Origin of the sequence: Streptacidiphilus sp. ASG 303 (assembly GCF_020991365.1) — a bacterium.
GTDB lineage: Bacteria > Actinomycetota > Actinomycetes > Streptomycetales > Streptomycetaceae > Peterkaempfera.
The window spans coordinates 40,175-66,789 of record NZ_JAJLRA010000001.1 but is presented as its reverse complement, the minus strand read 5'-3'; the positions used below and the strand labels follow the sequence as shown (position 1 = coordinate 66,789).

At 78.0% G+C, this 26,615-nt stretch carries 26 protein-coding genes; 13 read left to right on the top strand and 13 right to left on the bottom strand.

Annotation, left to right across the window (positions count from 1 at the left end; translation table 11 throughout):
* Positions 1–33 precede the first annotated feature (33 nt).
* On the bottom strand, positions 34–1,704 hold the full coding sequence (locus LO771_RS00315; protein ID WP_230647906.1) for an FAD-dependent oxidoreductase: 1,671 nt from the start codon (positions 1,702–1,704) through the stop codon (positions 34–36).
* A gap of 154 nt (positions 1,705–1,858) precedes the next feature.
* Here LO771_RS00315 and LO771_RS00310 point away from each other — a divergent pair, with 154 nt between their 5' ends.
* Entirely contained in the window at positions 1,859–2,875 is a 1,017-nt protein-coding gene (locus LO771_RS00310) for an alpha/beta fold hydrolase (protein ID WP_230647063.1), read from the top strand.
* Positions 2,876–3,039: 164 nt separating this feature from the next.
* Here LO771_RS00310 and LO771_RS00305 read toward each other — a convergent pair whose 3' ends face one another.
* Positions 3,040–4,551 carry a M36 family metallopeptidase gene (locus LO771_RS00305; RefSeq protein WP_230647061.1) on the bottom strand — a complete coding sequence of 504 codons (1,512 nt, stop codon included), beginning with the start codon at positions 4,549–4,551 and terminating at the stop codon, positions 3,040–3,042.
* A 482-nt stretch (positions 4,552–5,033) separates the two neighbouring features.
* Here LO771_RS00305 and LO771_RS00300 point away from each other — a divergent pair, with 482 nt between their 5' ends.
* Positions 5,034–5,495 (top strand): hypothetical protein, encoded by a 462-nt coding sequence (locus tag LO771_RS00300; RefSeq protein ID WP_230647059.1) that lies wholly within the window; start codon positions 5,034–5,036, stop codon positions 5,493–5,495.
* Here the strand turns inward: LO771_RS00300 and LO771_RS00295 are convergent.
* Entirely contained in the window at positions 5,465–5,836 is a 372-nt protein-coding gene (locus tag LO771_RS00295; RefSeq protein WP_230647057.1) for a hypothetical protein, read from the bottom strand. The two genes, LO771_RS00300 and LO771_RS00295, sit on opposite strands and share 31 nt — an antisense overlap.
* Positions 5,837–6,225: 389 nt before the next feature.
* On the opposite strand from LO771_RS00295, the gene LO771_RS00290 reads away from it, so the two are divergent.
* The 4 genes from LO771_RS00290 (at position 6,226) to LO771_RS00275 (ending at position 10,689) form a co-directional block, all read left to right on the top strand.
* A complete protein-coding gene (locus tag LO771_RS00290; RefSeq protein ID WP_230647055.1) occupies positions 6,226–6,459 on the top strand; it encodes an RNA polymerase subunit sigma-70 in 234 nt (77 codons plus the stop codon).
* Positions 6,460–6,462: 3 nt separating this feature from the next.
* Positions 6,463–7,002, top strand: coding sequence for a Clp protease N-terminal domain-containing protein (locus LO771_RS00285; protein WP_230647053.1), 540 nt, complete (start codon positions 6,463–6,465; stop codon positions 7,000–7,002).
* 184 nt (positions 7,003–7,186) lie between these two features.
* A complete protein-coding gene (pepN, locus tag LO771_RS00280) occupies positions 7,187–9,724 on the top strand; it encodes an aminopeptidase N (RefSeq protein WP_230647051.1) in 2,538 nt (845 codons plus the stop codon).
* A 95-nt stretch (positions 9,725–9,819) separates the two neighbouring features.
* Positions 9,820–10,689, top strand: coding sequence for an oxygenase MpaB family protein (locus LO771_RS00275; protein ID WP_230647049.1), 870 nt, complete (start codon positions 9,820–9,822; stop codon positions 10,687–10,689).
* A 329-nt stretch (positions 10,690–11,018) separates the two neighbouring features.
* Here the strand turns inward: LO771_RS00275 and LO771_RS00270 are convergent, their stop codons facing one another.
* Complete coding sequence (locus tag LO771_RS00270) at positions 11,019–11,363, bottom strand: STAS domain-containing protein (RefSeq protein ID WP_230647047.1); 345 nt, start codon at positions 11,361–11,363, stop codon at positions 11,019–11,021.
* 326 nt (positions 11,364–11,689) lie between these two features.
* On the opposite strand from LO771_RS00270, the gene LO771_RS00265 reads away from it, so the two are divergent.
* Positions 11,690–13,216 carry a cryptochrome/photolyase family protein gene (locus LO771_RS00265; protein ID WP_230647905.1) on the top strand — a complete coding sequence of 509 codons (1,527 nt, stop codon included), beginning with the start codon at positions 11,690–11,692 and terminating at the stop codon, positions 13,214–13,216.
* A gap of 62 nt (positions 13,217–13,278) precedes the next feature.
* On the opposite strand, the gene LO771_RS00260 is transcribed toward LO771_RS00265, so the two are convergent.
* Genes LO771_RS00260 through LO771_RS00250 form a run of 3 tightly spaced genes read right to left on the bottom strand, consistent with a single transcriptional unit; the run spans position 13,279 to position 14,542 of the window.
* Positions 13,279–13,776, bottom strand: coding sequence for a DUF427 domain-containing protein (locus LO771_RS00260; protein WP_230647045.1), 498 nt, complete (start codon positions 13,774–13,776; stop codon positions 13,279–13,281).
* A complete protein-coding gene (locus tag LO771_RS00255) occupies positions 13,773–14,273 on the bottom strand; it encodes a TspO/MBR family protein (RefSeq protein WP_230647904.1) in 501 nt (166 codons plus the stop codon). The genes LO771_RS00260 and LO771_RS00255 overlap by 4 nt, the downstream gene beginning before the upstream one ends.
* A 56-nt stretch (positions 14,274–14,329) precedes the next feature.
* Positions 14,330–14,542 (bottom strand): hypothetical protein, encoded by a 213-nt coding sequence (locus LO771_RS00250; RefSeq protein ID WP_230647043.1) that lies wholly within the window; start codon positions 14,540–14,542, stop codon positions 14,330–14,332.
* Positions 14,543–14,942: 400 nt separating this feature from the next.
* Between LO771_RS00250 and LO771_RS00245 the strand changes: the two genes are divergently transcribed.
* The gene (locus LO771_RS00245; protein ID WP_230647041.1) at positions 14,943–15,380 is read left to right on the top strand and encodes an SRPBCC family protein; all 438 of its coding nucleotides are present in this window, start codon (positions 14,943–14,945) and stop codon (positions 15,378–15,380) included.
* Between the two features lie 69 nt (positions 15,381–15,449).
* Here the strand turns inward: LO771_RS00245 and LO771_RS00240 are convergent, their stop codons facing one another.
* The 3 genes from LO771_RS00240 to LO771_RS00230 all read right to left on the bottom strand — a co-directional run bounded on the left by LO771_RS00240 (position 15,450) and on the right by LO771_RS00230 (position 17,401).
* Positions 15,450–15,851, bottom strand: coding sequence for an ATP-binding protein (locus LO771_RS00240; protein ID WP_230647039.1), 402 nt, complete (start codon positions 15,849–15,851; stop codon positions 15,450–15,452).
* Positions 15,844–16,200, bottom strand: a complete 357-nt coding sequence (locus LO771_RS00235) for an STAS domain-containing protein (protein ID WP_230647037.1) — start codon at positions 16,198–16,200, stop codon at positions 15,844–15,846. The genes LO771_RS00240 and LO771_RS00235 overlap by 8 nt, the downstream gene beginning before the upstream one ends.
* A gap of 166 nt (positions 16,201–16,366) precedes the next feature.
* Positions 16,367–17,401, bottom strand: a complete 1,035-nt coding sequence (locus LO771_RS00230) for a MerR family transcriptional regulator (protein ID WP_230647035.1) — start codon at positions 17,399–17,401, stop codon at positions 16,367–16,369.
* Positions 17,402–17,542: 141 nt separating this feature from the next.
* Between LO771_RS00230 and LO771_RS00225 the strand changes: the two genes are divergently transcribed.
* Positions 17,543–18,349: an RNA polymerase sigma factor gene (locus LO771_RS00225; RefSeq protein ID WP_230647033.1), complete on the top strand. Its 807-nt coding sequence runs from the start codon at positions 17,543–17,545 to the stop codon at positions 18,347–18,349.
* 97 nt (positions 18,350–18,446) lie between these two features.
* Entirely contained in the window at positions 18,447–19,022 is a 576-nt protein-coding gene (locus LO771_RS00220; RefSeq protein WP_230647031.1) for a DUF4383 domain-containing protein, read from the top strand.
* A 419-nt stretch (positions 19,023–19,441) separates the two neighbouring features.
* On the opposite strand, the gene LO771_RS00215 is transcribed toward LO771_RS00220, so the two are convergent.
* Both LO771_RS00215 and LO771_RS00210 read right to left on the bottom strand, forming a co-directional pair.
* Complete coding sequence (locus tag LO771_RS00215; protein ID WP_230647030.1) at positions 19,442–19,738, bottom strand: WhiB family transcriptional regulator; 297 nt, start codon at positions 19,736–19,738, stop codon at positions 19,442–19,444.
* 245 nt (positions 19,739–19,983) lie between these two features.
* Positions 19,984–21,342, bottom strand: a complete 1,359-nt coding sequence (locus tag LO771_RS00210; protein WP_230647028.1) for a glycosyltransferase — start codon at positions 21,340–21,342, stop codon at positions 19,984–19,986.
* Positions 21,343–21,629: 287 nt separating this feature from the next.
* On the opposite strand from LO771_RS00210, the gene LO771_RS31195 reads away from it, so the two are divergent.
* The 3 genes from LO771_RS31195 (at position 21,630) to LO771_RS00195 (ending at position 25,906) form a co-directional block, all read left to right on the top strand.
* Complete coding sequence (locus LO771_RS31195) at positions 21,630–23,771, top strand: glycosyltransferase family 4 protein (RefSeq protein WP_230647026.1); 2,142 nt, start codon at positions 21,630–21,632, stop codon at positions 23,769–23,771.
* Positions 23,768–24,529, top strand: coding sequence for a YqjF family protein (locus tag LO771_RS00200; protein ID WP_374228015.1), 762 nt, complete (start codon positions 23,768–23,770; stop codon positions 24,527–24,529). The genes LO771_RS31195 and LO771_RS00200 overlap by 4 nt, the downstream gene beginning before the upstream one ends.
* A gap of 129 nt (positions 24,530–24,658) precedes the next feature.
* The gene (locus LO771_RS00195) at positions 24,659–25,906 is read left to right on the top strand and encodes a hypothetical protein (RefSeq protein WP_230647024.1); all 1,248 of its coding nucleotides are present in this window, start codon (positions 24,659–24,661) and stop codon (positions 25,904–25,906) included.
* 77 nt (positions 25,907–25,983) lie between these two features.
* Here LO771_RS00195 and LO771_RS00190 read toward each other — a convergent pair whose 3' ends face one another.
* Positions 25,984–26,580: a TetR/AcrR family transcriptional regulator gene (locus tag LO771_RS00190; RefSeq protein ID WP_230647022.1), complete on the bottom strand. Its 597-nt coding sequence runs from the start codon at positions 26,578–26,580 to the stop codon at positions 25,984–25,986.
* Between the last annotated feature and the right edge of the window lie 35 nt (positions 26,581–26,615).

Here is a 26,615-nt window from a genome sequence, read left to right as displayed (position 1 = left end):
TGTCCGGGCCGGGGGTGTCCGGGCCGGGTCCGTTCACTGCGCCTCCAGGTACCGGTGCACCAGCGAGACCGCCATCGCGCCCTCGCCCACGGCGGACGCGACCCGCTTCACCGAGTCCGCCCGCACGTCCCCCGCCGCGAAGACGCCCGGCACGCTCGACTCCAGGTGGTACGGGGCGCGGTGCAGCGTCCACCCCGCCGGGCGCCGGCCGCCGGAGAGCAGGTCCGGCCCGGTGAGGACGAACCCGCGCGGGTCGCGCTCCACCACGTCCGCCAGCCACTCCGTGCGCGGCTCCGCGCCGATGAAGACGAAGAGCGACGCCGCCTCGACGGTCCGCTCGCCGCCGGACCGGGTGTCGCGCAGCACCAGCCGCTCCAGGTGCCCGTCGCCCTCCCCGCCCGCCACCTCCGTGTACGGGTGGACCGCGACGTTCCCGATGCCCTCGATCTGCTGCACCAGGTAGTGCGACATGGAGCGGCGCAGGTCCGGGCCGCGGACCAGCAGGTGCACCTGCCGGGCGTAGTGCGAGAAGTGCACGGCCGCCTGGCCCGCGGAGTTGGCGCCGCCGACGATGTACACCTCCTCGTCGCGGCAGTTCATCGCCTCCGTCGTCGCCGAGCCGTAGAAGAGGCCCGCGCCCGCGAAGTCCGCCAGCCCCGGCGCGTCCAGCCTGCGGTAGGAGACGCCCGTGGCCAGCACCACCGCGTGCGCCGTGATCGTGCTGCCGTCGCCGAAGCGCAGCACCCGGCCCGACCCGGCCGCCTCCAGCCCCGTCACCTCCCGGGTGGAGAGGATCTCCGCCCCGAAGCGCAGCGCCTGGCGGCGGGCCCGGTCGGTCAGCTGCGCCCCGGAGACGCCGTCGGGGAAGCCCAGGTAGTTCTCGATGCGGCTGCTCTGCCCGGCCTGCCCGCCTGCGGCCTGCCGCTCCAGCAGCACCGTCCGCAGGCCCTCGGACGCGCCGTACACCGCCGCCCCGAGCCCGGCCGGACCGGCGCCCACCACGACCAGGTCGTAGAAGTCCGCCGCTGGGCTGGTGCTCAGGCCCACGTGTGCGGCCAGCGCCGCCTCGTCGGGCGCCACCAGGGACTTCCCGTCGGCGGTCACCACCAGCGGCACGTCCTGCGGGGTCAGGCCCGCTGCGGCGAGCAGCCGCCCGCCCTCGGGCTCGTCGGCGGGCAGCCACCGGTAGGGCACGAGGTTGCGGGTGAGGAAGTCCCGGACCGCGAACGACGGCGCCGACCAGCGGTGCCCCACCACCCGGGTCTCGGAGGCCGCCGGGTCCGGCGTGGCGAGCCACGCCTCCAGCAGGCCGTCGACCACGGGGTAGAGGTTCTCCTCCGGCGGGCTCCAGGGCTTGAGGAGGTAGTGGTCGAGGTCGACCACGTTGATCGCCTCGATGGCGGCCCCGGTGTCCGCGTACGCGGTCAGCAGCACCCGCCTGGCCAGCGGGAAGAGGTCCATCACGGCTTCGAGGAGCGCGATGCCGTCCATCCGCGGCATCCGGTAGTCGGCGAGGACCAGCGCCAGGCGCTCGCCCCGCAGCTTGAGCTCCCGCACTGCGTCCAGCGCGTCCTCCGGGGAGGCGGCACGGACCACGCGGTAGCGCTCGCCGTACCGGCGCCGCACGTCCCGGGCGACCGCGCGGGACACGGCCGGGTCGTCGTCGACGGTCAGGATGACCGGGTTCGCCGCCACGCCTCCCATCATGCCCCCGTCCGGCGGCCGCGCCACCCCCGGGAGCGGGGCGTACCGTGCCCGCAACCTCCCCGAAACGCGCCGCCGCACCCGCCGTCCTACCGTCGGAGGAGGACGCGCGCGGCGGGCGCGCCGCGCCGCGACGAGGCGGGAGGTGAGGCCCATGCGCTCCTCCGCGGCACGCACCGCCCCGGCCGCCCGGCTGCGGCCGGTGGCCGACGGCGACCTCGCCCTGCGGTACTGCACGGTGCACGGCCACCGGCGGGCCTTCCGCATGGCGGGGGAGGGGCCGGCGCTGCTGCTGGTCCACGGCATCGGCGACTCCTCGGCCACCTGGTCCGAGGTGATCCCCGCCCTGGCCCGCAACCACACGGTGGTCGCCCCGGACCTGCTGGGCCACGGCGCCTCCGCCAAGCCCCGCGCCGACTACTCGGTGGCCGCCTACGCCAACGGCATGCGGGACCTGCTGGGGGTGCTCGGCATCGAGCGGGCCACCCTGGTCGGGCACTCGCTGGGCGGCGGGGTCGCCATGCAGTTCGCCTACCAGTTCCCCGAGCGGACCGAGCGGCTGGTGCTGGTCGGCGCCGGCGGGGTGGGACGCGAGGTCGTCCCCGTCCTCCGGGCCGCGACCCTGCCCGGCGCCGAACTGGCGCTGGCGGCCCTGCGGCTGCCCGGCGCGGGCCTCCAGGTGCGGCTGGCGGTGCGGCTGCTGCAGCTGCTGGGCACCGGCCTCGGCCTGGACGCGCCCGACCTGCTGCGGGCGGTCGACGCGCTCCCGGACGCCACCGCCCGCGCCGCCTTCGTCCGCACCCTGCGCGGGGTGGTGGACCGGCGCGGCCAGGTGATCACGCTGCTGGACCGCTGCTACCTCGCCGAGGGCATGCCGACCCTGCTGGTCTGGGGCGCGCGCGACGGGGTGGTCCCGGTGGTGCACGCGCACCGGGCGCACGCGGCGATGCCGGGCAGCCGGCTGGAGGTCTTCGAGCGGGCCGGGCACTTCCCGTTCCGCACCGACCCGGCGCGGTTCACGGCGCTGCTGGAGGAGTTCGTCGCGTCCACCGCCCCGGCGGACTGGAGCGCGGAGCAGTGGCGCGCGCTGCTGCGGGCGGGACGGCCCGGCGTGCCGCCCGCCCCGGGCGCCCCCGGCGGCGCGCCCGCCGCGGGGAGCGGCGCCACCTGACGGCGGCGGCGCGCCGCCGGGGGTGTGCCGCCGCGGGTGGGTGTGCCGCGGCGGGTGGGCGTGCTGCGGTGCGGGCGTGCGGCCCGGGTGCCCGGGGCGAGGCGGGCGCGCGGCGGGCGTGCGGCCCGGCCGCGGGTGCACGCGCCCGGGCCGCACGCCGCAGGTCAGGCCTTCCCGAGCAGGCCGCGCTTGGCGAAGATCCTCGCCACCCGGTCCGCCGCTGCCTTCCCGTTCAGTGCGCGGGCGGCGCCGACCACGTTCTGCGCGGCCTGGGCGAAGGTGGTGTCCGGGCGGTAGTAGAACTGCGACTCCACGATGACCCGGTCCGCCTGGACCCGGCCGAGGGTCCGGTTGACCTCCCAGAGCGCCGCCGACCAGATCTCGCCGTCGTCGTGGACCTCGCCGGTCCTGTCGGCGACGGTCTTGGCGGTGTCGGTCCGCCGCAGGCAGTGCGGGGCGTCGGTGTAGGACGTGGCGTCCCAGTCGGCGACGCAGGGCCGGTCGTAGCCCTTGCCGCGCGGGACCGACAGGGTGACGGCGAGGTAGTCGCCGAAGCCCTCGCCGATGGCGCCGGCCTCCTCGGTGGCGCCGAAGCCGGGGGACTGGTCGTCCTGGACGGCGTGGCCGTACTCGTGCCACACCACCTCCAGGTCCTCCGCGTCGTCGACCCCGCCGGTGCCGAAGGAGATGGTGTCGGTCTCCGGGTCGTAGTACGAGTTGTCGTCGGCGAAGGCGTCGGCGGCGAACCGCTGCGGCTCGGCGTTCGCGTCGGTGAAGCCGATGCTGCGGAGGTACCGCTGGGCCGTCGTGATGCCGTAGTAGGCGGAGACCTGCTCGAAGCCGGGCCGGTCGCGGTGGAACAGGAAGCGGTGGCGGGCGGACGACACCGCGTCGTCGTTGGTGTCCTGCGCCCAGCGGCCGATGAGGAGCCGGCGGTCCGTCAGGTCGTCCAGGGCGACCGTGCGGTACGCCCCGGCGAGCCTCGGGTAGTCCTTGTTCCCGCGGTCGGTCAGCCTCTGGTCCCGGAGGGCCGCGACGGGGTTGGGGTCGAAGACGCGGCCGGTGCCGCGGAAGCCGTCCGACAGCCGGGTCACCGCGACGGTGGAGCCCGTGCGGGCGTCCACCAGGGTGCGTATGCTGCCGCCGCCCGCGGTCCGGGTGACGACCTGCCAGACGAGCCGGGGGTGCGCGCCTCCGACCACGGAGAGCCGGGCGTCGCCGCTGACCCGCGGGGCGGGGCCGCCGGGCAGCGGGCGCTTGCCCGGGGCGCCGCGCTGGGCGCCGTCCTGCGCGGCGAGCCGGGCGGCGGCGGCCAGACCGGCGGTCCGGGCCCGGCCGGCGGTCACCGCCGGGCGGACGTCCAGGCCGGCCGGGACCGGGCGGCGGCCGTCGACGACCGTGGCGGCCTTGCCGTTCCTCGGGGTGTGCCGGACGAGGAAGCCGTCGACGACGGGCAGGCCGCGGTAGAGCTGCCGGTACCAGGTGTGCGTGCCCGTCAGGGAGACGCGGGTGCGGACGCGCTGGAGGTCGGCGGTGCCCCCCGCGGCGGCGCCGGCGGTGCTGCCGACGGGCGCGGGTGCGGGGGAGGAGGCGGCTGCCACGGCCGTGGCGGGCAGCAGGCCCAGGAGCAGGGCGGCGGATGCCGCCGCGGTGAGCGCACGCTTGGGTGCAGGCACGGATGTCCCTCCGGGGATGGGGCCGGGATGCGAACGTGCGCTCCAGGCAACCACCCGTGTGCGGTTCCCCGGCTCGCCCGCGGGGAGGAACCGCCGTACTCCCGGCGGGTGAGCTTCCCGGCCGGACGGCGGGAGGAGGGGGATGGGGCCGTGCGGCCGGCGCCGGCTGTGGTAAGGGCGCGCGGTGCCGGCGGTGCTCGGGGGCGCGCGAGGGCGCACTGCGGCGCACCGGGGCGGGTGTGCCGCAGTCCCTTGCCATGAGCATGCTCAAGACGGCACCCTGGGAGCCGGGGGAGCGGGGGGTATCGCTTCGACCTCGCAGCGCCACACGATCCTCGGACGTCCCGCGCAGGGGGAGGCGGCAGCCGCCATGGGAGAACCGACGGCCGCACAGGCAGGTCGTACACGCACGGAGCAGGCCGGAGAAGGTGTGATCCCCACGCGGGGCGCGGCACCGGCGGCACCCGCGGAAGGGGTGTGTTGTGTGTGACGGCGACGCCCGCTTCACCTGCGAGCAGACCGCCCGCTCCACGCGGGACGGGGGCGGCCCGTACCTGCTGGCCCGCTCCGAGGCCGCGTCACCCGCCCTGGCCGCCTACTGGCTGCTGTCCCGCGCCCTCGACCTCGGGGTCCAGCTCGACGGCGTCGGCCTCTGCGCGGTCCGGGGCGAGCTGAGGGACGCGGACGAGTACCTGCGGGCCCTGGCCGTGCTGGGCTCCGGCTTTGCCTACGTGCTCGAACTCGCGGTGGACGACACCGTCCACCGCTTCACCGCGCGGCCCGCGGCGCGTCACGGGCGCGCCGAACCCGCGGCGGGCCGCACCTGGGACGCCGGCCTGACCCGCGGTCACGGCGCCGGGTGCGACGCCGGACGTGACGCAGGCCGGGCCGGCGTGCCGGCCCGGCCCAGGACTCACGCGGCGGCGGTCCCGACCGGGTCCTGAACGCCGGTCCCGCCGTCGCCGCACACCCACGCCAGCGCGTCGTGGACGCCGCGCGCGTACTCGCGCTCCGTGTCCGACCACGGCGCCGCGTCGGCGGTCCGGCGGGCGGCCGCCCGCTCCTCCGCGACGAGCACCGCCGCGAGCGCGACCGGGTCCGCGGCGGCCGCCCGGAGCGCGTCCCCGGCCGGGGCCGAGCCGCCCCTGCCCAGCGCCCACCGGTACGCGGCGGCCGCGCCCCGGAAGAACGGCAGCCGCGGGCTGCGGGCCGCGTAGGCGTACGCCCGCCGCACCTCGGCCCGGTGCCGCGCCCCCACCCGGAAGTCCCCCGCCCGATCCGCCACCGGACCCCCCGCCGCCGGAATCCGAGCCGTGAAACCGTCCGCCGTGAAACGCTCCGCCACTGCCCCGCCCTTCGTCGTCATGCAGGTGCTGCTCCCCGCGATGCCGCCGTCCATGCCTCCCCGCGCAGGTGTCAACAGGCCCGAAACACTTCTTCACCGCCCCGAAACGCCGTCGGCGCACCGGTGTTGTCCCGTCCTCCCGCCGCCGCCCCGGCGCTCACGGAGCCGGACATGCCCGGCGTCGGCGCCGCCGATCCCGCGCCGACGGGCCGCTCGGAACGGTCCCCCCCCGGCGCGCCGGGTCCGTGCGGACGTGCCCGCGCGCCGTGGACCCGACCGCCATGTCAACCAAGGTTGACAGCCTTCCTCTGTCAACCTACATTGACAGCATGAGCGACGGAGTACGGCTCGCCCAGGAGGCGAGCAGCCGCGACCCCGCGGTGGGACTGCGGGCGGTGCGCGCCCTGCGCGAGCTGGCCGACCGGCTGGAGTCCCTCCAGGTCGGCAACGCCCGCGAGCAGGGGTGGTCCTGGCAGGACATCGCCGTCTGCCTCGGTGTCAGCAGGCAGGCGGTCCACAAGAAGCACGGCGGCGGCCGGGGGCTCCTCGGCAGGGAGAGGTAGGCGATGTTCGAACGGTTCACGGGAGAGGCGCGCGAGGTCGTCCGGCTGGCCCAGGAGGAGGCCCGGCGCCTGCACCACCCCTCCATCGGCACCGAGCACCTGCTGCTCGCCCTGGCGGCCGGACAGGACGGCACCGGCCGCGCCCTGCGGGACCGCGGCCTGGACCCGGACGGCCTGCGCCCCCGGATCACCGCCGCCCTCGACGCGGGCCTCGACGCACAGGCGCTCGCCACCGTGGGCATCGACCTCGACGAGGTGCGGCGGGCCGCCGAGGCGAGCTTCGGCCCCGGGGCCCTGGCCCGCGCGGGCCGTCCCGCGGCCAAGGGGCACCTCCCCCTCTCGGACCGGTCCAAGAAGGTGCTGGAGCTCTCCCTGCGCGAGGCGCAGCGCCTCAGGAGCGGACACATCGGCTCCGGCCACCTCCTGCTCGGCCTGCTCCGCGAGGGCGGCGGCCTCGCCTGCCGCGTCCTCACCGACGCGGGGGCCGACCTCGACGCCCTGCGGGACGAGACCGCGGCCCGCCTCACCGGCGGGACGGCCTGACACCGCGACGCGCCACGGCGGCTGCGGCAGGACGGCCGCGACGCGTCGGCCGCGACGGGGACGGCCGGGAGGGGGGACGGCCGGGAGGGGGGCGGCCGGGAAGGCAGGCGGCCGGGGCGGACACCCGCCCCGGCCGTCCGCCTGCCGCGAAACGCCGTCCACGTACCGGACCCGGTACGGCAGCATGGCGCGCATGCCTGCCCTGACCCGCACCGAAGCCGAGACCCGCGTCCGCCTCCTCGACGTCCACCACTACGCCGTCGACCTCGACCTCACCCGTGGCGACGAGCTCTTCGGCTCCACCACGGAGATCACTTTCACCGCGCGCGAGGCCGCCGAGACCTTCGTCGAGCTCAAGCCCGCCGCCCTGCACCGCGCCGTCCTCGACGGCCGCGAGCTCGACCCGGGGACGCTGCACGGCAACCGCCTGCCGCTCGCCCTCACCGCCGGCGAGCACCGTCTGCGGATCGAGGCCGACATGCGCTACTCCCGCACCGGCGAGGGCATGCACCGCTTCACCGACCCGGCGGACGGCGAGGCGTACGTCTACACCCAGCTCTTCATGGAGGACGTGCAGCGGGTCGCCGCCGCCTTCGACCAGCCCGACCTCAAGGCCGTCTTCGAGGTCGCCGTCACCGCGCCGTCCGCCTGGACCGTCCTCGGCAACGGCGTCGCCGCACGCACGGAGGAGGCGGACCCCGCGGGAGGGGAGGCCGCCCGCTGGCGGATCGCCCCCACCCCGCCGATCAGCACCTACCTGCTGGCCGTCGCCGCCGGGCCCTGGCACTCCGTCCGCACCGAGCACGCGGGCCTGCCCTTCGGCCTGCACTGCCGGGCCAGCCTCGCCCCCCACCTCGACGCCGACGCGGACGAACTGCTCGACACCACCCGCCGCTGCTTCGACCGCTACGCCGAGATCTTCGACGAGCCCTACCCCTTCGACTCCTACGACCAGGCGTTCGTGCCCGAGTTCAACGCCGGGGCGATGGAGAACCCGGGACTGGTCACCTTCCGCGACGAGTTCGTCTTCCGCTCCGCCGTCACCGCCACCGAGCGGCAGACCCGCGCCATGGTCGTCGCCCACGAGATGGCCCACATGTGGTTCGGCGACCTCGTCACCCTGCGCTGGTGGGACGACATCTGGCTCAACGAGTCCTTCGCCGAGTACATGGGCTACCAGGTCCTCTCCGAGGCCACCGGCTTCACCGGCGCGTGGACCGAGTTCGCCGTCACCCGCAAGGGCTGGGGCTACGACGCCGACCAGCGGCCCTCCACCCACCCCGTCGCCCCCGACCCCGAGGCCGTCCCCGACACCGCCTCCGCCCTGCTCAACTTCGACGGCATCTCCTACGCCAAGGGCGCCTCCGCGCTGCGCCAGCTGGTGTCCTGGCTCGGCGAGAAGGACTTCCTCGCGGGCATCAACGACCACTTCGCCCGTCACCGCTTCGGCAACGCCACCCTCGCCGACTTCGTCGACTCCCTGGCCCGCGCCACCGACCGCGACGTCCACGCCTGGGCGGGGCAGTGGCTGCGCACCACCGGCGTCGACACCCTCACCGCCGTCGTCGACGCGCACCCCGACGCGTGGACCCTCGCCCTCCGCCGCGACGGCAGCCGTCCGCACCGCGTCTCCGTCGGCGTCTACGACCGGGACCCCGGCGACGGCCGCACCCTCGTCCTGCGCGAGCGGTACGAGACCGACGTCCCGCAGGCCGAACCCTCCCCGCGCCCCGGCGCCCGGCCCGCCCTCGTCGTGCCCAACGACCTCGACCTCACCTATGCCAAGCTCCGTCTCGACGAGGCCTCCCTGGAGGCCGTGCTGCGCGGGCTGTCCGCCGTCCCCGACGGCCTCACCCGCGCCGTCGTCTGGAACACCCTGCGCGACATGCTCCGCGACGGCGACCTCGCCCCCGCCGACTACCTCGCGACCGCCGCCGCCCACCTCCCGCAGGAACGGGACCTCGCCGTCGTCCAGGGCGTCCTCGGCTTCGCCCGCCTCCACGTCGCCGACCGCTACCTGCCCGCCGAGCGGCGCCCGGCCGCCCTCGCGGCCCTCGCCGCCCTCGCCCGCGACCTGCTGCGCGCCCCCGACCCCGGCCTGCGGCTCGCCGCCGCCCGCACCCTCCTGTCCACCGCGGGGCCGGACGACCTCCGCGCCTGGCTCGCCGACGGCGCCGTCCCCGGCGGGCCGGACCTCGATCCCGACCTGCGCTGGCGCCTGCTGCTGCGCCTGGCCGTCCTCGGCGCGGCCGGCCCCGCGGACATCGACGCCGAACTCGCCCGCGACCCCAGCGCCACCGGGCAGGAGGGCGCCGCCCGCTGCCGCGCCGCCCTGCCCGACCCCGCCGCCAAGGAGGCCGCCTGGGCCGCCCTCTTCGAGGACGACGCCCTGTCCAACTACCTCTTCAACGCCACCGCCCAGGGCTTCTGGCAGCCCGAGCAGCACGACCTGCTGCGCGGCTTCGTCCCCCGCTACTACCCGGCGGCCGTCTCGCTCGCCGCCCGCCGCGGCGCCGCCCTCGCCGCAGCGGCCGCCCGCCACGCCTTCCCCGCCCACGCCGTCGAGCCGGAGACCCTGCGCCTGGGCGAGGAGTGCCTGCGCACGGCCGACCCCGTGCCGGCGCTGCGCCGCGGCCTCGCCGACCAGCTCGACGACCTCGCCCGCGCCCTGCGGGTGCGGCGCGCCGGATCCGACGGCGCCCCCGCCCCCGCCGCGGACTGAGGGCGGCGCATCATGGGAGGGAGCCGCCGCGGCCCCACGGCCGCGGCGGTCCGGCACCCACGGCGGCCCCGCCGCCCGCCCCGGGAAGGAGCGCCATGAGCCCGCAGCCCGTCGCACCGCACACCGTCCCGCCCGAGGGCCTGTTCGGCCCCGCATCGGTCAGCTGGCGGGTCCACTCCGACCCGGTCATGGGCGTCGCCGGGCTGCGGGCGCTGCTCCTCCAGGCCCTGCACCCGCTGGCCATGGCGGGTGTCGCCGAGCACTCGGCGTACCGGGAGGACCCCTGGGGGCGGCTCTACCGCACGGCCTTCTTCATCGGCGCCGTCACCTACGGCACCGGCGAGGAGGTGCGGGAGGCGGTGGACCGGGTCCGGAAGGTCCACCGGCACGTGCGGGGCACCGACCCGGCCACCGGGCTGCCCTACCGGGCCGACGACCCGGAGCTGCTCACCTGGGTGCACTGCACCGAGGTCGGCTCCTTCCTGGAGGTCTGCCGGTCCGCCGGCCTGCGCCTGACCGACGCCGAGGCGGACGCCTACCTCGGCGAGCAGGCGCGCGTCGCCCGCCTGGTCGGCGTCCCCGCCCGCCACCCGCTGCCGCGCACCGCGGAGCAGCTGGACGCGTACTTCCGGCAGGTCCGCCGGGACCTGCTGCTGACCCCGGCGGCCCGCGAGGCGGCCCGGTTCGCGCTGGCGCCGCCCTTCCCCGCCTGGGTGCGGTACGCCACCCCGGCCCGGCCCGCCTGGGCCGGCCTGACCGGCCTCGCCTTCGCCCTGCTGCCCGACTGGGCCCGCCGCATGTACGGGCTGCCCGGCTGGCGCGCCACCGGCGTCGTGGCCCGGGCCCAGGTCCGGGCGCTGCGCACCGCCCTGCTCGCGCTGCCCCGGGCCACCCGGGAGGGCCCGCACCTGAGGGAGGCCCGCCGGCGCCTGGAGGCCCCGGCGGAGGCCCCGGCCGGCTCCTGACGCACCGGGGCGTCCGGCCCGTGCCCGGCCCGCGCACGGGGCGCCCGCGCGGTCCTGAGCACCCGTGACGGCGACGGCGCCCTGGTCCGCTCCACCGGCGGCCGCACCGCCCGCCCCGCCCCGCCCCGGACCGCGGGTACCCCCGGACGGCTCCCGGGCGGTGGACGGGGCCCGGACCACGAACGACCTCCGCTGCCGGTGCCGGGACCGCCTCCGGCGGGGGACGGACGACGGCGCCGGGTCCCGGAGCACCTGCTCCGGGACCCGGCGCCGTCGGCGCCCGCGGGCGTCCGCCCGGCTGCCCCCTGGGTGCGGGGGCAGCCGGCGTCTCAGCAGGCGAGTCCGGCCGTGCGGGCCTCGTCCGCCCCCGGCGAGAAGCGGAACAGTCCGCTGACCCCCGCCACGTCCAGCAGGCGGGCGGGCTGGTCGTGCACGCCGGCCACCACGAGCCGGCCGTCGGAGCCGGCCACCAGCCGGCGCAGGTCGAGCATGAAGTGCAGTCCGGCGGCGTCCATGAAGGTGACCCGGGACAGGTCGAGGCGGACCGCCGCACCGCCGGGCAGCGACGCGGCGGTACGGCTGAGGGTCGGCCGGGTGTCCACGTCGATCTCGCCCTGCACGGCGATGACGGTCTCGTCCCGGTCCTGTTCCATGACCACGGTGAGGTTGAGCATGTCCGTCCCCCTCTCGGGGTCGGAGCCACGACAGCGGCACCCGTCGGGGCGCCGCCGAAGCGCGCGGTGTCTTCCGCACGCGGTCCAGCGAAGAACCCGCACCGCGACCGGGCCGGTCGTGCCGACCGACGGACGCCGACCGCAGAGCGGCGCGGGGCACCTGCCAAACCAGGCTGGTGTCCCCCCACCGTCCCACACTCGCCCGGGGAAAGCCATGTTCCCCGCCGGAAGGGCCTTCCGGCCCTAGAGTGGTGTTGTTCCGTCCTCATATGCGCACCTCCTCCTCCCCCCGCGGCGGAGAGGACGCCCCGGCCGTGGAGGTCCCCGTGGCCCAGCGCCCGCACTGGCTCTTCGGCGACCAGCTCGGGCCGCACTTCGCCGCGGCCCCCGACCCCGCGGCCGGCGGCTCCGGGGCGGGCCCGGACCCGGACGCGCCGCTCGTCATGATCGAGGCCCTCTCCGTCCTGCGGCGCCGCCGCTTCCACCGGGCCAAGGCCCACCTGGTGCTCTCCGCCATGCGCCACCGGGCCGCCGAACTCGGCGACCGGGTCCGCTACGTGCAGGCCGACACCTACCGCGAGGGGCTGCGCAAGGCCGTCGGCGACGCCGAGGTGACGGTCTGCCACCCCACGTCGCGCCGGGCGCTCGGCCTGGTGGAGTCCCTACCCCAGGTCCGCGTCCTGCCCAACCGGGGCTTCCTGGTGCCGCACGCCGACTTCGCCGCCTGGGCGGACCGGGGCGGCCGCCGCCTGCTGCTGGAGGACTTCTACCGCTGGGTGCGGCAGTCCCACGACCTGCTCATGGACGCCGACCGGCCGGTCGGCGGCCGCTGGAACCTCGACGCCGACAACCGCGAGCCCCCGCCCCGCGGCCGCGCCGTGCTCGGCGTCCCCGCCCCCTGGGAGCCGGCCGAGGACGCGGTCGACGAGGAGGTCCGCCGCGACCTGGACCGCTGGGAGCGCGCGGGCGAGGTCCGCTTCGTCGGCCGCGACGGACCGCGCCGGTTCGCCGCCACCCGGGACGAGGCGCTGGCCGCGCTGGAGCACTTCGCCGAGCACCGGCTGCCCTCCTTCGGCCGCTGGGAGGACGCCGTTCTGGCCGCCGACCCCGTGATGAGCCACAGCCTGCTGTCCGCGCCGCTCAACCTCGGGCTGCTCCACCCCGCCGAGGTGGTCGGCCGCGCCGAGCAGGCGCTGCACGACGGCACCGCGCCGCTCAACAGCGTCGAGGGCTTCGTCCGGCAGGTCGCCGGCTGGCGCGAGTACGTCTGGCACCTGTACTGGCACTTCGGTGAGGACTACCGCGGCCGCAACGAGCTGGGGCACGGCGCGCCGCTCCCGCAGTGGTTCCTCGACCTGGACGCGGACGCCGTCGGGGCCCGCTGCCTGTCCACCGTCCTCGCGCAGGTCCGCGACACCGGCTGGACCCACCACATCCCGCGGCTGATGGTCCTCGGCAGCCTCGCCCTCCAGCGCGGCTGGGACCCGGCCGCGGTCACCGACTGGTTCCACCGCTGCTTCGTCGACGGCTACGACTGGGTGATGCTGCCGAACGTCGTCGGCATGTCGCAGTACGCCGACGGCGGCCTGATGACGACCAAGCCGTACACCTCCGGCGGCGCCTACATCAACCGGATGAGCGACCTGTGCCGCCCGTGCCCGTACCGGCCGCAGGAGCGCACCGGCGAGCGGGCCTGCCCGTACACCGCCGGGTACTGGGCGTTCCTGCACCGCCACCGCGAGCGGCTGGCCCGCAACCACCGCACCGCGCGGGCCGTGCACGGCCTGGACCGCCTCGCCGACCTGCCCGAGCTGCTCGACGCGGAGGCGCGCCGCGGGGACGCCGCGCCCTGACCCCGCGGCACACGCCCGCGCGCACGCCCCCCGTCCCGCGTGTTCCGCCCGTGTGGCCCCGCCTACCAGCCCGCGGTGCCCGGCGCCCCCTTGAAGGGGCCGGTGACCTCGGAGGTGATCCAGCCGCCGTAGAAGTCGCCCTCCTGGGGGACGACCTCCTCGCCGCCCACCGTGCAGCGGCCCACCCGTGACGGGTAGAAGGCCAGGTGGTCCCGGATCGCCTCGAAACCGCGGGAGGGGGCGGGGTAGCTCCACGCCGCGTCGGCGGACTCCTCGCCGCCCGCGACCAGGTCCCAGTAGACGGCCTGACCCTTCCACTCGCACCAGCTGCGCCGCCGCGACGGGCGCAGCAGCTGCGCCGCCACGTCCTCCCGGGGGATGTAGAAGACAGGCGGATGGCTGGTCTCCAGCACCCGCAGGGCGCTGCGGGTGTCCGCCACGGTGACACCCGCGAACTCCACCGTCACCCGCTCGGGCGAGGGCCGGACCGCCGGGGGGCGCGGGTAGTCCCACACCGACTCCGGCCGGCGCTCCCGCGGCTCCCCCGACCGGGCGCTCACCGGGCACCTCCGCGCCGTCCCCGGCCGTCCGCGCCCGGGTTGCGCCGGGCGATCGCGGTGTTGAGCGCCGTGGCGAAGCCGGTCCACGCCACGTACGGCAGCAGGGCGGCGCCCGCCCGCCGGTCGGCCGCCCAGGAGCGCCGCAGCAGGTCGGCGTTGGACGCCTGGAGGGCCGCGATCTCGGCCACCGCCGCGCGGGGCCGGCGGGCGCGGAAGAACACCCACGTCCACCCCGCGTTGAGCAGCATGTTCCCGGCGAACGCGGCCGCGTACCGGCGCCGGGCCGGCCCGTCCAGACGCGGCAGGACGCGGTACGCCGAGTAGGCGATCAGCGTGTACACCGGCGTCCAGACCAGGCCGAACGCCTGCGGCGGCGGCTGCCAGGACGGCTTCTCCAGGCGCCGGTACCAGGCGTCGTCCGGCGTGGTCGCGGCCGCGCCGGCCGCGGCCGTGGCCGCGACCGCCGCTGCGGGCAGCAGCCGTGTCGTCGTGTGCAAGGGATCCCTCCTCGACTCGGACCCTGCTCCTACCCGGTCCCCGCCCCGCCGCCACCTCACCCCGGGCCGCCGTCGCCGTCCAGCCACTCGATCCGCTGGACCACGTGCGCCCCCACCGACATCTCGCGTCCCCCGCCCTCGGGGCGGAAGTGCACCCAGTGCCCCTCGACCCACGCCTCGCCCACGAGGTGGGTGACGGCCGCGTCGGGCCCCACCGTCTCGCCCTTGCGGCAGTACATGACGGCCTTCGCCCACGTCTTCTTCGTCATGCCCCCAGCCTCGCGGCACCCGGCCGCCTCCTCCACCGGGACTGCGCCGCCCGGACCGCACCGCCGTGACGGCACCGCCGTGACCGCGCTGCCCGGCCGTGCCACCGGGACCGTGCCGGGCCGGTCGGGCCGGTCGGGCCGGTCGGGCCGGGCCCGGGCCGCGGGTGCCGTCCGGGACGGGCGCGGGGCACGGGCGCGCGAGGCGGGCGCCGGGGACGGGAGGGAGGGGACGGGAGGGAGGGGACGGGAGGGAGGGGACGGGAGGGAGGGGACGGGAGGGAGGGGAAGGGAGGGAGGGGAAGGGCGGGGGAGTGGCGCGGACTGACGGGGGGTAGGGTCGCCTGCGCCCGCCTCCGGCGCCGCCGGGGCCGCGGAGGCACACGCGTACGGAAGGATGCCCATGGTCGCCGTGGAGAGGACGCTCACCGTCGCCGGTCCGGTGGAGGAGGTGGTCCGCTACCTCCAGGACTTCTCCCGCACCGAGGAGTGGGACCCCGGCACCGTCTCCTGCACCCGGCTCGACGAGGGGGAGGTCCGGGAGGGGGCGACCTGGCGCAACGTCTCCCGGTTCCGCGGGCGCACCACCGAGCTCACCTACCGGCTGGTCCGCCTGGAGGCGCAGCGGCTCACCTTCGTCGGCGAGAACAAGACCGTGACCTCGGTCGACGACCTCACCTTCCGGCCCGCCGCCGACGGCTCCTCGACCACCCTCACCTACCGCGCCGACCTGCGGTTCAAGGGTCTGGCCAGGCTCGCCGCGCCGTTCCTGCGGCGCGACATCGAACGCCTCGGCGACGAGGTCGCCCGGCAGCTGCCCGAGGTCCTGGCCCGCCGCTGACCTTCCCGCCGCCGACCGGCCCGGCCGCGCCCCCCGGCGTCCTCCGCCGCGGGGCCGCCCGGCGCCCGGTCAGCCGGGCACCTCCACCCAGATGCGCTTGCCGCCGGACAGCACCTCCACGCCCCACCGGCTGCCCAGCCGCTCCACGAGGTGCATCCCGTAGCCGCCGCCTATGCCGGGCTCGCGCTGCGCCGGCACCGCGGAGGCGTTCCCGTCGCCCACGACGACCCGCACCCCGCCGGGCAGCGCCCGCACCTCCAGCTCGGCGGGGCCCCCGGCGTGCCGGTGGGCGTTGGTCACCAGTTCGGAGACCAGCAGCAGCACCGCGTCCGTCTGCTCCCGCGGGCACTGCCAGCCGCCCAGCACCTGCCGGACCCTGCGGCGGGCCTCCGCGAGGGCACCGCGCTCCCGGGGCACGTGCCACCGGTGGCGGGTGCCGACGCGGTCCCGGCCCGCCGCGGCGTCACGCATCGCGCAGCGCGTCGTCGACGGTGGGGTACTGCGGCAGGCGGTCGCGGATGCCGAGGGTGGCCAGCAGCTGGTCGACGGCCGGGCTCACGCCCACCAGCCGCACCCCGCCGCTGCGGGCCGAGAGGGAGCGCCACGCCCCGAGCAGGGCGTTGACCATCGAGGAGTCGCCGAAGCCCACGCCGCTCACGTCGAGGACGACGTACCGGGCGCCGTCGCGCAGCGCGCTGTCCAGCGCGCCCTCCAGTTCGTCGACGTTGTCGTGGTCGATCTCGCCCCGCAGCACGAGCAGCGCGCACGCGCCATGAGCCCGCGCCTCGACCTCGAGATCGCCCTCCCACGCCTGCTGCAATGCAGCACACCTCCAGATGCCACAGCAGCCTGCCCCCGTCGGGAAGCCGCGGTACGGACCGGGCCCTGCGTACGACCCGGCAGGGCCACCAGGGTAGTACGACACGGCCCGGTACCGGTGGAGAGGACCGGCCCGCCTCCGCGCCCGCCGGGTGCTGCGCCGCCGGTCAGAGGCGGTCGGCGTGCCCGCAGAGGGCCTCCAGCAGGTCCAGGGCCTCCCGCAGCCCGCGCGGCCGGAACGCCCGCGCGGGGCTCCGCCGCCCGGCCCAGCCCGGACCCGCCAGCACCAGCGCCGGGCTCCGCCGCGCCCCGCGCACCCCCCACGCGACGCCCTGCAGCTCCCGGACGACCTCCAGGCCGGCCGTGGGCCGCGTCTGCGACCACAGCACCACCGCGACCGGACCGGTCCGCTGCACGGCGTGCGCCAGCGCGTCCGGCGGCACGGAGGCGCCGAACATGCGCAGCGGCAGCCCCCGCTCGGCGAGCCCCGCCGCGACGGCCTCCAGCGGCAGCGTGTGCATCTCGCCGGGGGTGCAGGCGAGCAGCACGGGCGGTCCCTGGACGCGGCCGGACGGCGCCGCGGCGACGCGCCGCAGCAGCGAGGAGACGTGCCACGACAGCAGGTGCTCCACCTCCACGAACCGCTCGCCGGACCGCGCCCACTTGCGCCCCACCGCCCGCAGCGCGGGCATGACCACGTCCTCCCAGGCGGCGACGAGGCCCTGCTCGGCCACGGTCAGGTCCAGGATCTCGTCGATCGTCGGACCGTCCAGCCGGACGGCGGCCCGTGCGAGGCCCCGGCACTCCTCGCGGGCCTCGCCCAGCGGCAGCGCGGTGCGCCCGCCCGGCCGCCGGGGGCCGGGCGGCGGACCCGGCCGCCGCCCCTCCCGCCCGGCGGTCCCCGCAGGCCCGGCCGCCTCCTCCGCCGCCCCGGGGGCCGCGGGTGCGCCGGGGGCCCCGTCCGCCGGACCCGTGCGGACCAGGCGGGCGGCCTCCGCGGGGGCCACCCCGGACGCGGTCAGGCGGCACATGCGCCGCAGGCGTGCCATGTCCTCCTCGGTCCACCGGCGGTGGTGGCCCCCCTCCCGCGCGGCGGGCCCGAGGCCGTAGCGCCGGTCCCAGGAGCGCAGCGTCGTCGGGGCCACGCCCAGCTGCTGGGCGGCCGCGCCCGTGGTGAGTCCGGCGCCTGCGGATGCATCCATGCCCCCACCATACGACGCACCAACGACGCAAGTTGCCTCCGGCGCGCAGGCCTGACGATGCTGGGCGCGTCGGCGGTCCTGCCGTGCCCGGAGGCGGCCGCCGGACTCCAGCCGACCGGGCCGCGGCAAGGAGCGCCACCGATGGCACCGTGCGACCTCGCCACCACGGCGACGCCGGACCTGGCACAGGGGGTCCGCATCCAGGGGGACGCCGCGAGCGCCTGCGCGGCGGGCGCGCCCGGCGGCGACCTGCGGGAGGAGGACCGGTACGCGCCCGGCGGGTCCCGGGCCGACCCGCACGGACCCGACCGGCACGTACACGACCCCTGCAGCGCCGACCTCTGCGGCGCCGACCCCTGCTGCGGCCACCTCTGCTGTGCGGACCCGTGCTGCCCCGGCCTGTGCGGGGACGACGCCTCCGACGGCTGCCCCGACGGCGACGACTGGTGGCTCAAGGCCGCCTACCGGCTCTGGTCCCCCGTCGTCCGCGCCGTCGCCCTGCGCGCCCTCGGGGACCCCTCCGACGCGGACGACGTCACCCAGCTCGTCTTCGTCGCCGCCTGGCGCGGACGCGCCGGCTACCGTCCGGACCGCGGCAGCCTGCAGTCCTGGCTGATCGGCATCACCCGCAAGAAGATCGCCGACGTGCAGGCCGCGCGGGCGCGACGGGACCGGCAGGCCCGGGCCGCCGCCCTGGCCGCGTCCTGGGCCGCCGAGGGCCCCCGCGTCGAGGGCGTCGTGGACCGTGTCCTCATCGACGGGGAGCTCGCCCTCCTGCCGCCCGCGGAGCGGACCGTCCTGGTGCTCGCCTACTGGGGCGACCTGACCCACACGCAGATAGCCGAGCGCACCGGCCTGCCCCTGGGCACCGTCAAGAGCCACGCCCGGCGGGGCCTGATGCGGCTGCGGCGGCGCCTCGCGGAGGAGGCCGTCCGCTCCGGCGCGTGAGCACGATCCGACGCGCGAACGACGCAAGTTGCCCTCCCGCCGCAGCCGACCGACCGTGGGGACGCGGGCCGGACGGCCCGCCCCCCGAGGAGGTGCCATGAAACTCCGCGACGAGATGCCCGTCGACCACCGGCTCGCCACCGTCTACCGGTACGGCGCCGGGGCGAGCGGCGTCGTCCTGCTCGTCTTCGGTTCGCTCGGATTCGCCGACCACCTCTCCTTCTTCGACACCCAGGGCTCGCCCCTCATGGGCATGTCGACCAACGGCCTGCTCAGCCTGGTCTCCGTCGTCGTCGGCTGCGCCCTGGTCGCCGGCGCGGCGGTCGGCGGCAACACCGCCTCCACCCTCAACATGGCGGTCGGCGGCGCCTTCGTCCTCAGCGGCTTCGCGAACCTCGCCGTCCTGGACAGCTCCGCCAACATCCTCGCCTTCCGCATGCCGAACGTGCTCTTCAGCTTCGTCATGGGCCTGCTGATCGCCACCTTCGGCATGTACGGGAGGGTCAGCGGCGGGCTGCCCCACGACAACCCCTACTGGCGCAGCCGCCACCCGGACCGCGTGTCGCGCGAGCAGGAGGCCCGGGAGCGCGCCGCCCGCGCCGCCGTCCTCACCGCCGCCGCACCCGCCCCCGCCCTGCAGGCGCGCGGCCCCCGGCCGGACCGGGCGCGCTGACGCGTCCGCCGCTGCCGGGAGGGGGCCGTCCGCCGCTGGTACCGGCTCCGCGTGCGGTCCCCGGCCCGTGCCCTCCGGAGCCGGTCCGGCACACGGAGCCGGACGTGTGCGGGGCGGGCGCGGGTGGAACGCAGTGCATCCGAACGCACACCCCGCGCCGAATACCCGGTGACGAGCGACGGCTTCGGCGTCACACCGGCCGTCCGCTCCAGGCCCTCGCCCGCTGCTCTGCCGCCGCGGGCGAGGGCCGATCAGCCCCCGGGCACCCGTACCGCCCCTGACGTGCGCCCCCTTCCCGCCCCCGTCCGGGTCCTGCGGCGGGCCGCCCGCCGGTGCGGGCCCGCCCGGCGCGCCGCCGGACGCCGCACGGCCGCCGCCCGCCGCGCCGCCGGACGCCGCACCGCGGCCCGCACCGCCGGTCACGGCGCAGGCTCCCCGCGGCCCGTCCCCACGTGCTCCGCCGCCACGGTCCGGCCCGTCAGCCTGCGCAGCCGCCGGTTGCGCAGGCCGCGCCGCTCATCCGCCGTCATGCCGCCCCACACGCCGTCCTCCTGCCCGGTCCGCAGGGCCCACTCCAGGCAGTCCCGGGCCACGGGGCAGCCGGCGCACACGGCCTTCGCCTCGGCCAGTTGGACCAGGGCGGGCCCGGCGCTCCCCACCGGGAAGAACAGGTCGGGGTCCTTGTCCACGCATGCCGCCGTCCGCCACCACCACATCTCCGCCTCCTTCCGCCGGCCCGGCCGTCCCGCTGCGGGCCCCGGTGGCCGGGGCCCCGATGGCGCGGACGGAGCAGGCAGACCGCCCGCGCACCCCCTCCCCAGGTTGATTCGCCCGGATCGTCCCCCTCGGATGCGCGCAGGGGTGTGAATCGGGGAGCCCCGCGGGCGGCATCCCCGGCGCGGCCGGCCCGCGGCACGGCGTGGCCCCGGCCGTGCCCCGGCCGTGCCGTGCCGGCCCGGCGTCAGCCCCGCGGCGCCCCCATGGCCGCCAGCAGCCGCGGCGCCGCCCAGGCGGGCCCGCGCCCCCGCACCGCCGCGCCCAGCGCCGACAGGCCCGCCGGAGGTGCCGCCAGCAGCCCGGCCACGGCCCGTCCCGCCGCCTCCGGCGTCAGCGCGTTCGGGTCCAGGCAGACCCCGGCGCCCGCCCGCTCCGCATCGTGGGCGATGGCGAACTGGTCGCTGGAGAACGGCAGGACCAGCGCCGGCACCCCCGCGTACAGGCACTCGGTGAAGGAGTTGTTGCCGCCGTGGTGCACCATCGCGTCGGCCAGCGGCAGCAGCGCCCGCTGCGGCACCTCCGGCGCGACCGCCAGCCGCCCCTCACCGGCGCCGCCCGGTGCGGCGAGGTCTGCGAGGGACGCCGTCCTGCCCCCCGCCGCCGCGACCACCGCCGCCTGCGGACAGTGCCGCAGCACACCCTCCACGACCGTCCGCAGCACGTCGTCGCGCGCCGACAGGAAGGTCCCGAGCGCCACCAGCACCAGGTGCCGCCCGCCCGCCCGCAGCCGGTCCGCCTCCGCCCGCCAGTCCCCGGGCAGCGCGGGCGCCGCCTCCCCGGCCGTGCTGCAGTGGCCCAGGTACAGGGCCTCGGGCCCCTTCGGCGGCTCGGGCAGCCACGGCAGCGGCGGGTAGTTGTACAGCACCGCCTCCGGCGAGGCCAGGGCGAACGCCCGGCCCGGGGCCGGGCGGTCCGGCGCCGCGCGGGCCGCCTCCTCGGCGAAGAGCGCGGTGAACGCCGCGTCGTTCCCCCGTGCGGCGGCCGTCAGCGCCGCCAGCTCCTCCGCCGGCGGCCGCACCGCCCGCGGCCACGCCGCCGGGACGCCGAAGTACGCGTCCGGACCGGTCGGGATGTACCCGGGGTGCCCCGGGCAGAAGGTCGCGTACCGCAGGCCCAGGCAGTGCAGGGCGAGCGTCACCGGGTAGCTCAGCTGGTCCACCACGTACCAGTCGGGCCGCAGCCGGGCGTCCAGCCCCGCCAGCGCCGCGCGCACCCCGGCCGGGTCCGCCAGCATGTCCGCCCGCCGGTGGCGGGCCTGGGTGAGCAGCGCCGGCACCGCGCCCGCCCGCGTCGCCTCCAGGAACTCCGCCAGCCGCGCCGCCTCGCCCGCCCCCTGCCGCGTCGTCTCGGCGATCCCGGTGTTGGCGTTCCGCGTCACCGTCAGCGGCGCGAACCCCGCCCCCGCCTCCTCCGCCAGGGCCTCGAAGCCCGGCGCGCAGGCGAACACCGCCTCCGCCCCCGCCGCCCGCAGGGCGGCCGCCAGCACCGCCAGCGGCTGGGCGTGGGACCGGAACGGGGGACTGACCACGACGACCTTCGGCACCGGCGGCCTCCTCGGGCGCTGACGGGACGGATGACGGCACCGGCCACGGCACCGGGGGCGGGGGCCGGAGGCCCCGGCGGGGACCGGCGCCCACCGGAACCGGGGACCGGCGCCCGGCCGGAACCGCCGGCAGGGGCCTCCGACGGGAGTCGGCATGCTACGGCCCGCCGCCGTCCGCGCCGCGCACCCCGCGCTGTGACATTCCCCGCCGCGCCGCGTGCATCCGCCCGACCCCGACGGAAAGAAGACCGGATGCAGCCCCTCACCCCACCTCCCCGGGAGCCGCCGTGCCCGACGCATCCGCCGCCGCCGTCCGGCCCGTCCCGCCCGGCCGCCTCCCGGCGCCCGCGCGCCCGGCCCCCGCGCCGGCCGCCGACCCGGACCCGCTGGCCGCACTGCGCGCCCGCTTCTACCGGCCCGCGGCCGCCCCCGCCCCCCGCCGGGCGGACGGGTGCGAGGGGCCGCTGCTGCGCCTGGCCCGCCCCGAGTACGAGGCCCCGGAGGACCCCCGCGACACGCCGGACGCCTCCGACGACGCCGCCGCCGCGCGCGTGCGCCGCGCCTGCCGCACCCGGCGGCCCCTGCACCCCGCCGAGCTCGCCGCCCACCTCCAGGGACCGCCCCCGCTGCGCACCGCCGCCGCCGAGGCGTGGCCCGCCGCCCTCGCCGCGCACGGCTCCCACGCCGGCGCCGCGGCCCTGCGCCGCCGCCTCCTGGCCGGCCCCGGCCCCGGCGCGGCCGAGGCCCTCGACCTGGCCGACGCCTGGCGCCTGCGGCCCCTCGGCCCCGCCGAGGCCCGGCTGCTCGCCCCCGCGCAGGGCGGTACGCCCGCCGACCGGGCGCTGCGCCACGCCGTGTGGCGCTACCTCTCCGGCCTGCCCGCCGGAGCCGCCCACCTCCCCGACCCGGCCCTCCACGAGGACGACCCGTACGAGCGGCTGCTGCTCGCCGCCGCCGCGTGCCGCCGCGCGGCCCGCCCCGGCGCGCCCGGGTCCGCCCTGCGCACGGCCCTGCCCGCCGCGCCGCCGCCCGCCGGCGGGGCCGTGGTCGCCCAGTCCATGCTGCTCGGCCGCCTCGACACGCCCGGTCAGGGCCTCAGCGGCGGCCTCAGCGTGCTGCTCTCCTCCCTCGGGGACACCCTCGCCCGCACCCCCGGCATCGGCCTGGCCCTGACCCTGGTGGCCGCCGACCGGACCGCCCTCGCCGCCGACCCCGTCCTGCTGCGGACCGCCGCCGAGCCCGGCCACCGGGTGCTGCGGCTGCCCGTCGACACCGACGGGCCGCTCGTCCAGGAGGCCATGCCCGAGCACCGGGCCGCGCTCGCCTGGTGGGCCGAGCAGCTCCTCGGCCTGGCCGGGGCCGTCCCCGACGTGGTGCACGTCCGGTACGCCGACGACGGCTCGCTCGCCGTCGCCGAGGCCGCCCGCCGCCTCGGCAGCCGCGTCGTCTTCACCGCCACCCCCGACCCGCACCGCTTCCTCGCCGCCCGCCACGGCCGCGCCGCGGACTCCGACCCGCAGGCCGCCGCGGCCCTCCGCCAGGACCTGCACCGGGTCTTCGCCGCCGACCGGCTCGTGGAGCGCGCCGACGCCGTCGTCGGCATAGGGGGCCGCGCCGGCGGCCCCGAGGAGCTGCTGCGGTACTTCCCGCAGCTCGCCGACGGCCACCGCGGACGCCTCCCGGCCTCGCCCCCCGAGGGCATCGCCCCGCACCGCCCCGCCCCCGGCGACGCCGAGGAGCAGCGCACCCTGCTGGCCCGCCTGTACGCGGGCGGCCTCGCCCCCGAGTGCCTGGACCCGCAGGCCCGCGGCCTGCCGCTGCTGCTCAGCGTCGGGCGCCTGCACCCCGTCAAGCAGCAGCACCTGCTGGTCGAGGCGTGGCTCGCCGCCGGCCTGCACCGCCGCACCGCGCTCGTCCTCGTCGGCGGCGCCGCCGAGCGCCCCTCCGAGGCCGAGTCCGCGATGCGGCGGCGGATCGCCGACCTCCTCGAGGCCGTCCCCGGCGCCCGCCGCCGCTGCGCCCTGCTGCCCGCCCTGCCCAACCGCTCGGTGCGGCTGCTGGAACGGGCCCTCGCCTCGCCCGCACGCCCCGCCCCGGCCGTGTACGTCTGCCCCAGCGCCAAGGAGGAGTTCGGCCTGGCCGTCCTGGAGGCCATGGACGCCGGGCTCGCGGCCGCCGGGCCGCTGCGCGGCGGCGTGCCCCACTACCTGCGCCACGGCGCCAACGGCTGGCTGCTGGACACGTCCTCCGTGCGGACGCTCGCCGACGGCCTGGAGGACCTGCTCGCCCTGCCCGCGGCGCGGCTGCGGGCCCTGGCCGAGGAGGGCCGGCGGACCGTGCGCCGCGACTACTCGATCACCGCCATGGCCGACCGGCTCGCCGAGGAGTACCTGCGCCTCGCCGAGGAGTCCCGGGAGGCCGTGTCGTGACGGCCCCGCCCCGGCCGCCGGCCCCCGGCGCGCCGCCGCCCCCCGAACCGGTCACCGCGCTCCCGCCGCGCGGGCTGCGCCGCACGCTCCTCACCCAGTGGTGGCGCCACCTGGTCTTCGTGCACTGGCCGGTGGAGCCGCAAGCCGTCGCGCCGCTGCTGCCCCCGGGCACCCGCCCGGACGTGCTCGACGGGGTGACGTACGTCGGCCTGGTGCCGTTCCGCATGGAGCGGCTGGGCTTCGGCGGCGGCCCGCCCGTCCCCCTGCTCGGCACCTTCGGCGAGATCAACGTCCGCCTCTACAGCGTCGACCGCCGCGGGCGCCGCGGGGTGGTCTTCCGCACCCTGGACTGCACCCGGCTGCTCCCGGTGGCCGTCGCGCAGCTCGTCTTCCGGCTGCCGTACCGCTGGGCGTCCATGCGGCTGGAGACCGGCGGCGGCGAGGTGGCGTGGACCAGCCGCCGCATCGGCGGCGGCGCGTCGGCCCGGGTCCGCGTCGCGGTGGGGGAGCGGATCGGGCGGCCCGGGCCGCTGGAGACCTTCCTCACCGCCCGCTGGGGCCTGCACACCGACTGGTACGGCCGCACCCGCTACCTGCCCAACCGCCACCCCGAGTGGCCGCTGCACCGGGCCCGGCTGCTGGAGTGCGACGAGGACCTGATCGCCGCCTGCGGCCTGCCCCGGCCCGACGGCCCGCCCGCGAGCGTCCTGTACTCGCCGGGCGTGCCCGTCCGCTTCGGGCCGCCGCTGGAGGTCTGACGGTCCGTCGGCCCCGGTCGCGGTCCCGGCCGGGGCCGGGCGGTTCCGGGCCGGCCCCCGGGGGCCGGCTGCTAGAATGGACACGTCAGCCTTCGGCCCGGCCCGTCCGTGCGCCCGGAGGCTTTTTTCATGACCTCCGACCCATCGGCTCCCCCCGCTCCCTCCGCGCCCGCCACCACCGGCTACCTCGACCTGCTCCGCAACCGCGAGTTCGCCGGCCTGTACGCCTCCTTCACGTCGACGGTCGCCGCGAGCACCCTGTCGGGCCTCGCGCTCGGCACCCTCGTGGACCACCGGACCCGCTCGCCGTTCCTGACGGCCGTGAGCATGTACGGCGCCACGTTCGCGACGGTGCTCGGCGCGCTGACGCTGATGTCGGTCGCGGACGGGGGCCGCCCCCGCCGCACCCTCGTCGCGCTCCAGTGCGTCGCGCTGGCGGGCGCCGCCGCGCAGGCGGTCCCCGGGCTGCCGCTCGCCGCCCGGTTCGGGCTGCTGCTGGTGCTCGGGTTCTTCCAGTCCCTGGGGACCGGCACGCGGATGGGACTGCTCGCCGAGGCCCTGCCGGCCTCCGCCTACGCGCCCGCACGCTCCCTGATGAACATCACCTCGGGCGGCACCGCCGTCCTCGGCTACGCGCTCGGCGCCCTGCTGCTGCGGCACCTGGGCCCGCAGGGGCTCTTCCTGGCCGCCGCGGTCCTCGGCGGACCCGGGCCGCTCGTGCTGGCGGCCACCGTCCGCGAGCGACCGGTCCGGCTCGACCGCCGCCCCGGGCTGCGGCAGACCTGGACGGCGAACACCGCGCTCCTCTCCCGGCCCGGCCCGCGGGCGCTCCTGCTGAACCTGTGGGTCCCCAACGGCCTGGTCGTCGGCTGCGAGGCCCTGCTCCTCCCCTACGACCCGGGCCACGCCGGCGTGCTCCTGGCCGCCGGATCGGCGGGGATGCTGCTCGGGGACCTGGCCGTCGGCCGGCTGCTCACCGCCGACCGGCGCCGCCGCTGCGCGTTCCCGCTGCGGCTGCTGCTCGCGGCCCCCTACCTGCTGTTCGCGGCCCACCCGCCGGTCCCGGCCGCGGCGGCCGCGGTGTTCGCCGCCGGTACCGGCTTCTCCGCCACCCTGCCCCTGCAGGAGCGGCTCCTCGACCTGACCGGCGCCCCGGTCCGGGGCCAGGTCCAGGGTGTCGAGTCCGCCGGGCGGATGGCCTGGCAGGGCCTCGGCGCCGCGATCGCCGGCGGCCTCGCCCAGCACCTCGCACCCGGTACGGCGATCGCCGCCGTCGCCGCGGCCTCCGTCGCCGTCACCGTCGCCTCCCGGCCCTTCGTCGTCCGCGCCCGCGCCCTCGGTGCGGAGGGACTGCCCGCCCGGCGCGCCGGCGGCTGACGGTCCGTCCGGGACTGCCGCGCGGTGCGCAGCACGTCGTCGGAGCCGTGTCCCGGCCGAGGGCCGGGCGGCCGGCTTCACGGTGTGCGCGGTTCCAGGCCTTTGAGGACGATGTCCACCGCGTCGGCGATGCCGGGCAGCGCGGTGGGGGCGTGCCGGTCGGGCGGCCCGGGCGGGTTCATGGCCATGCCGAACAGCAGGGCGAGCAGGACGACGGCGCTGTGCTCGGGGTCGGCGTCGGCGCGCAGGCGGCCGAGGCCCTGTTCGGCGCGCAGGTACTCGGCGAGCCGTCCCGGGGGGCCCGGCAGGGCGCCGGGGGGCGGGGCGACGCGGGCGAGTTCGGGGTCGGTGAGGACGGCCAGTTCGAGGGGGAGGATGTCGGCGCGCAGAGCGGCGAGGTGGGTGAGGCAGTCGGTGAGGTTGGCCTTGACGGTGGCGGTTCCGGCGCGTGCGGGCAGGGTTTCGATCCAGTCGACGACGTGCTGGTTCTGCTGCAGCACGGCTTCGGCGAAGAGGGCGGCCTTGTCGGGGAAGTGCCGGTAGAGGGTGCCTTCCGCGACGCCGGCGGCCTGGGCGATGGCCCGGGTCGTGGTCTTCGCGTAGCCGAGTTCGCCGACGAGCCGGATGGTGGTGTCGACGAGCTTCGTCCGTGTGGCGGTGCCGCGGGAGGCCATGGCGCGTTCCCCTTCGAGGTGAGTGGCGGGCTGCG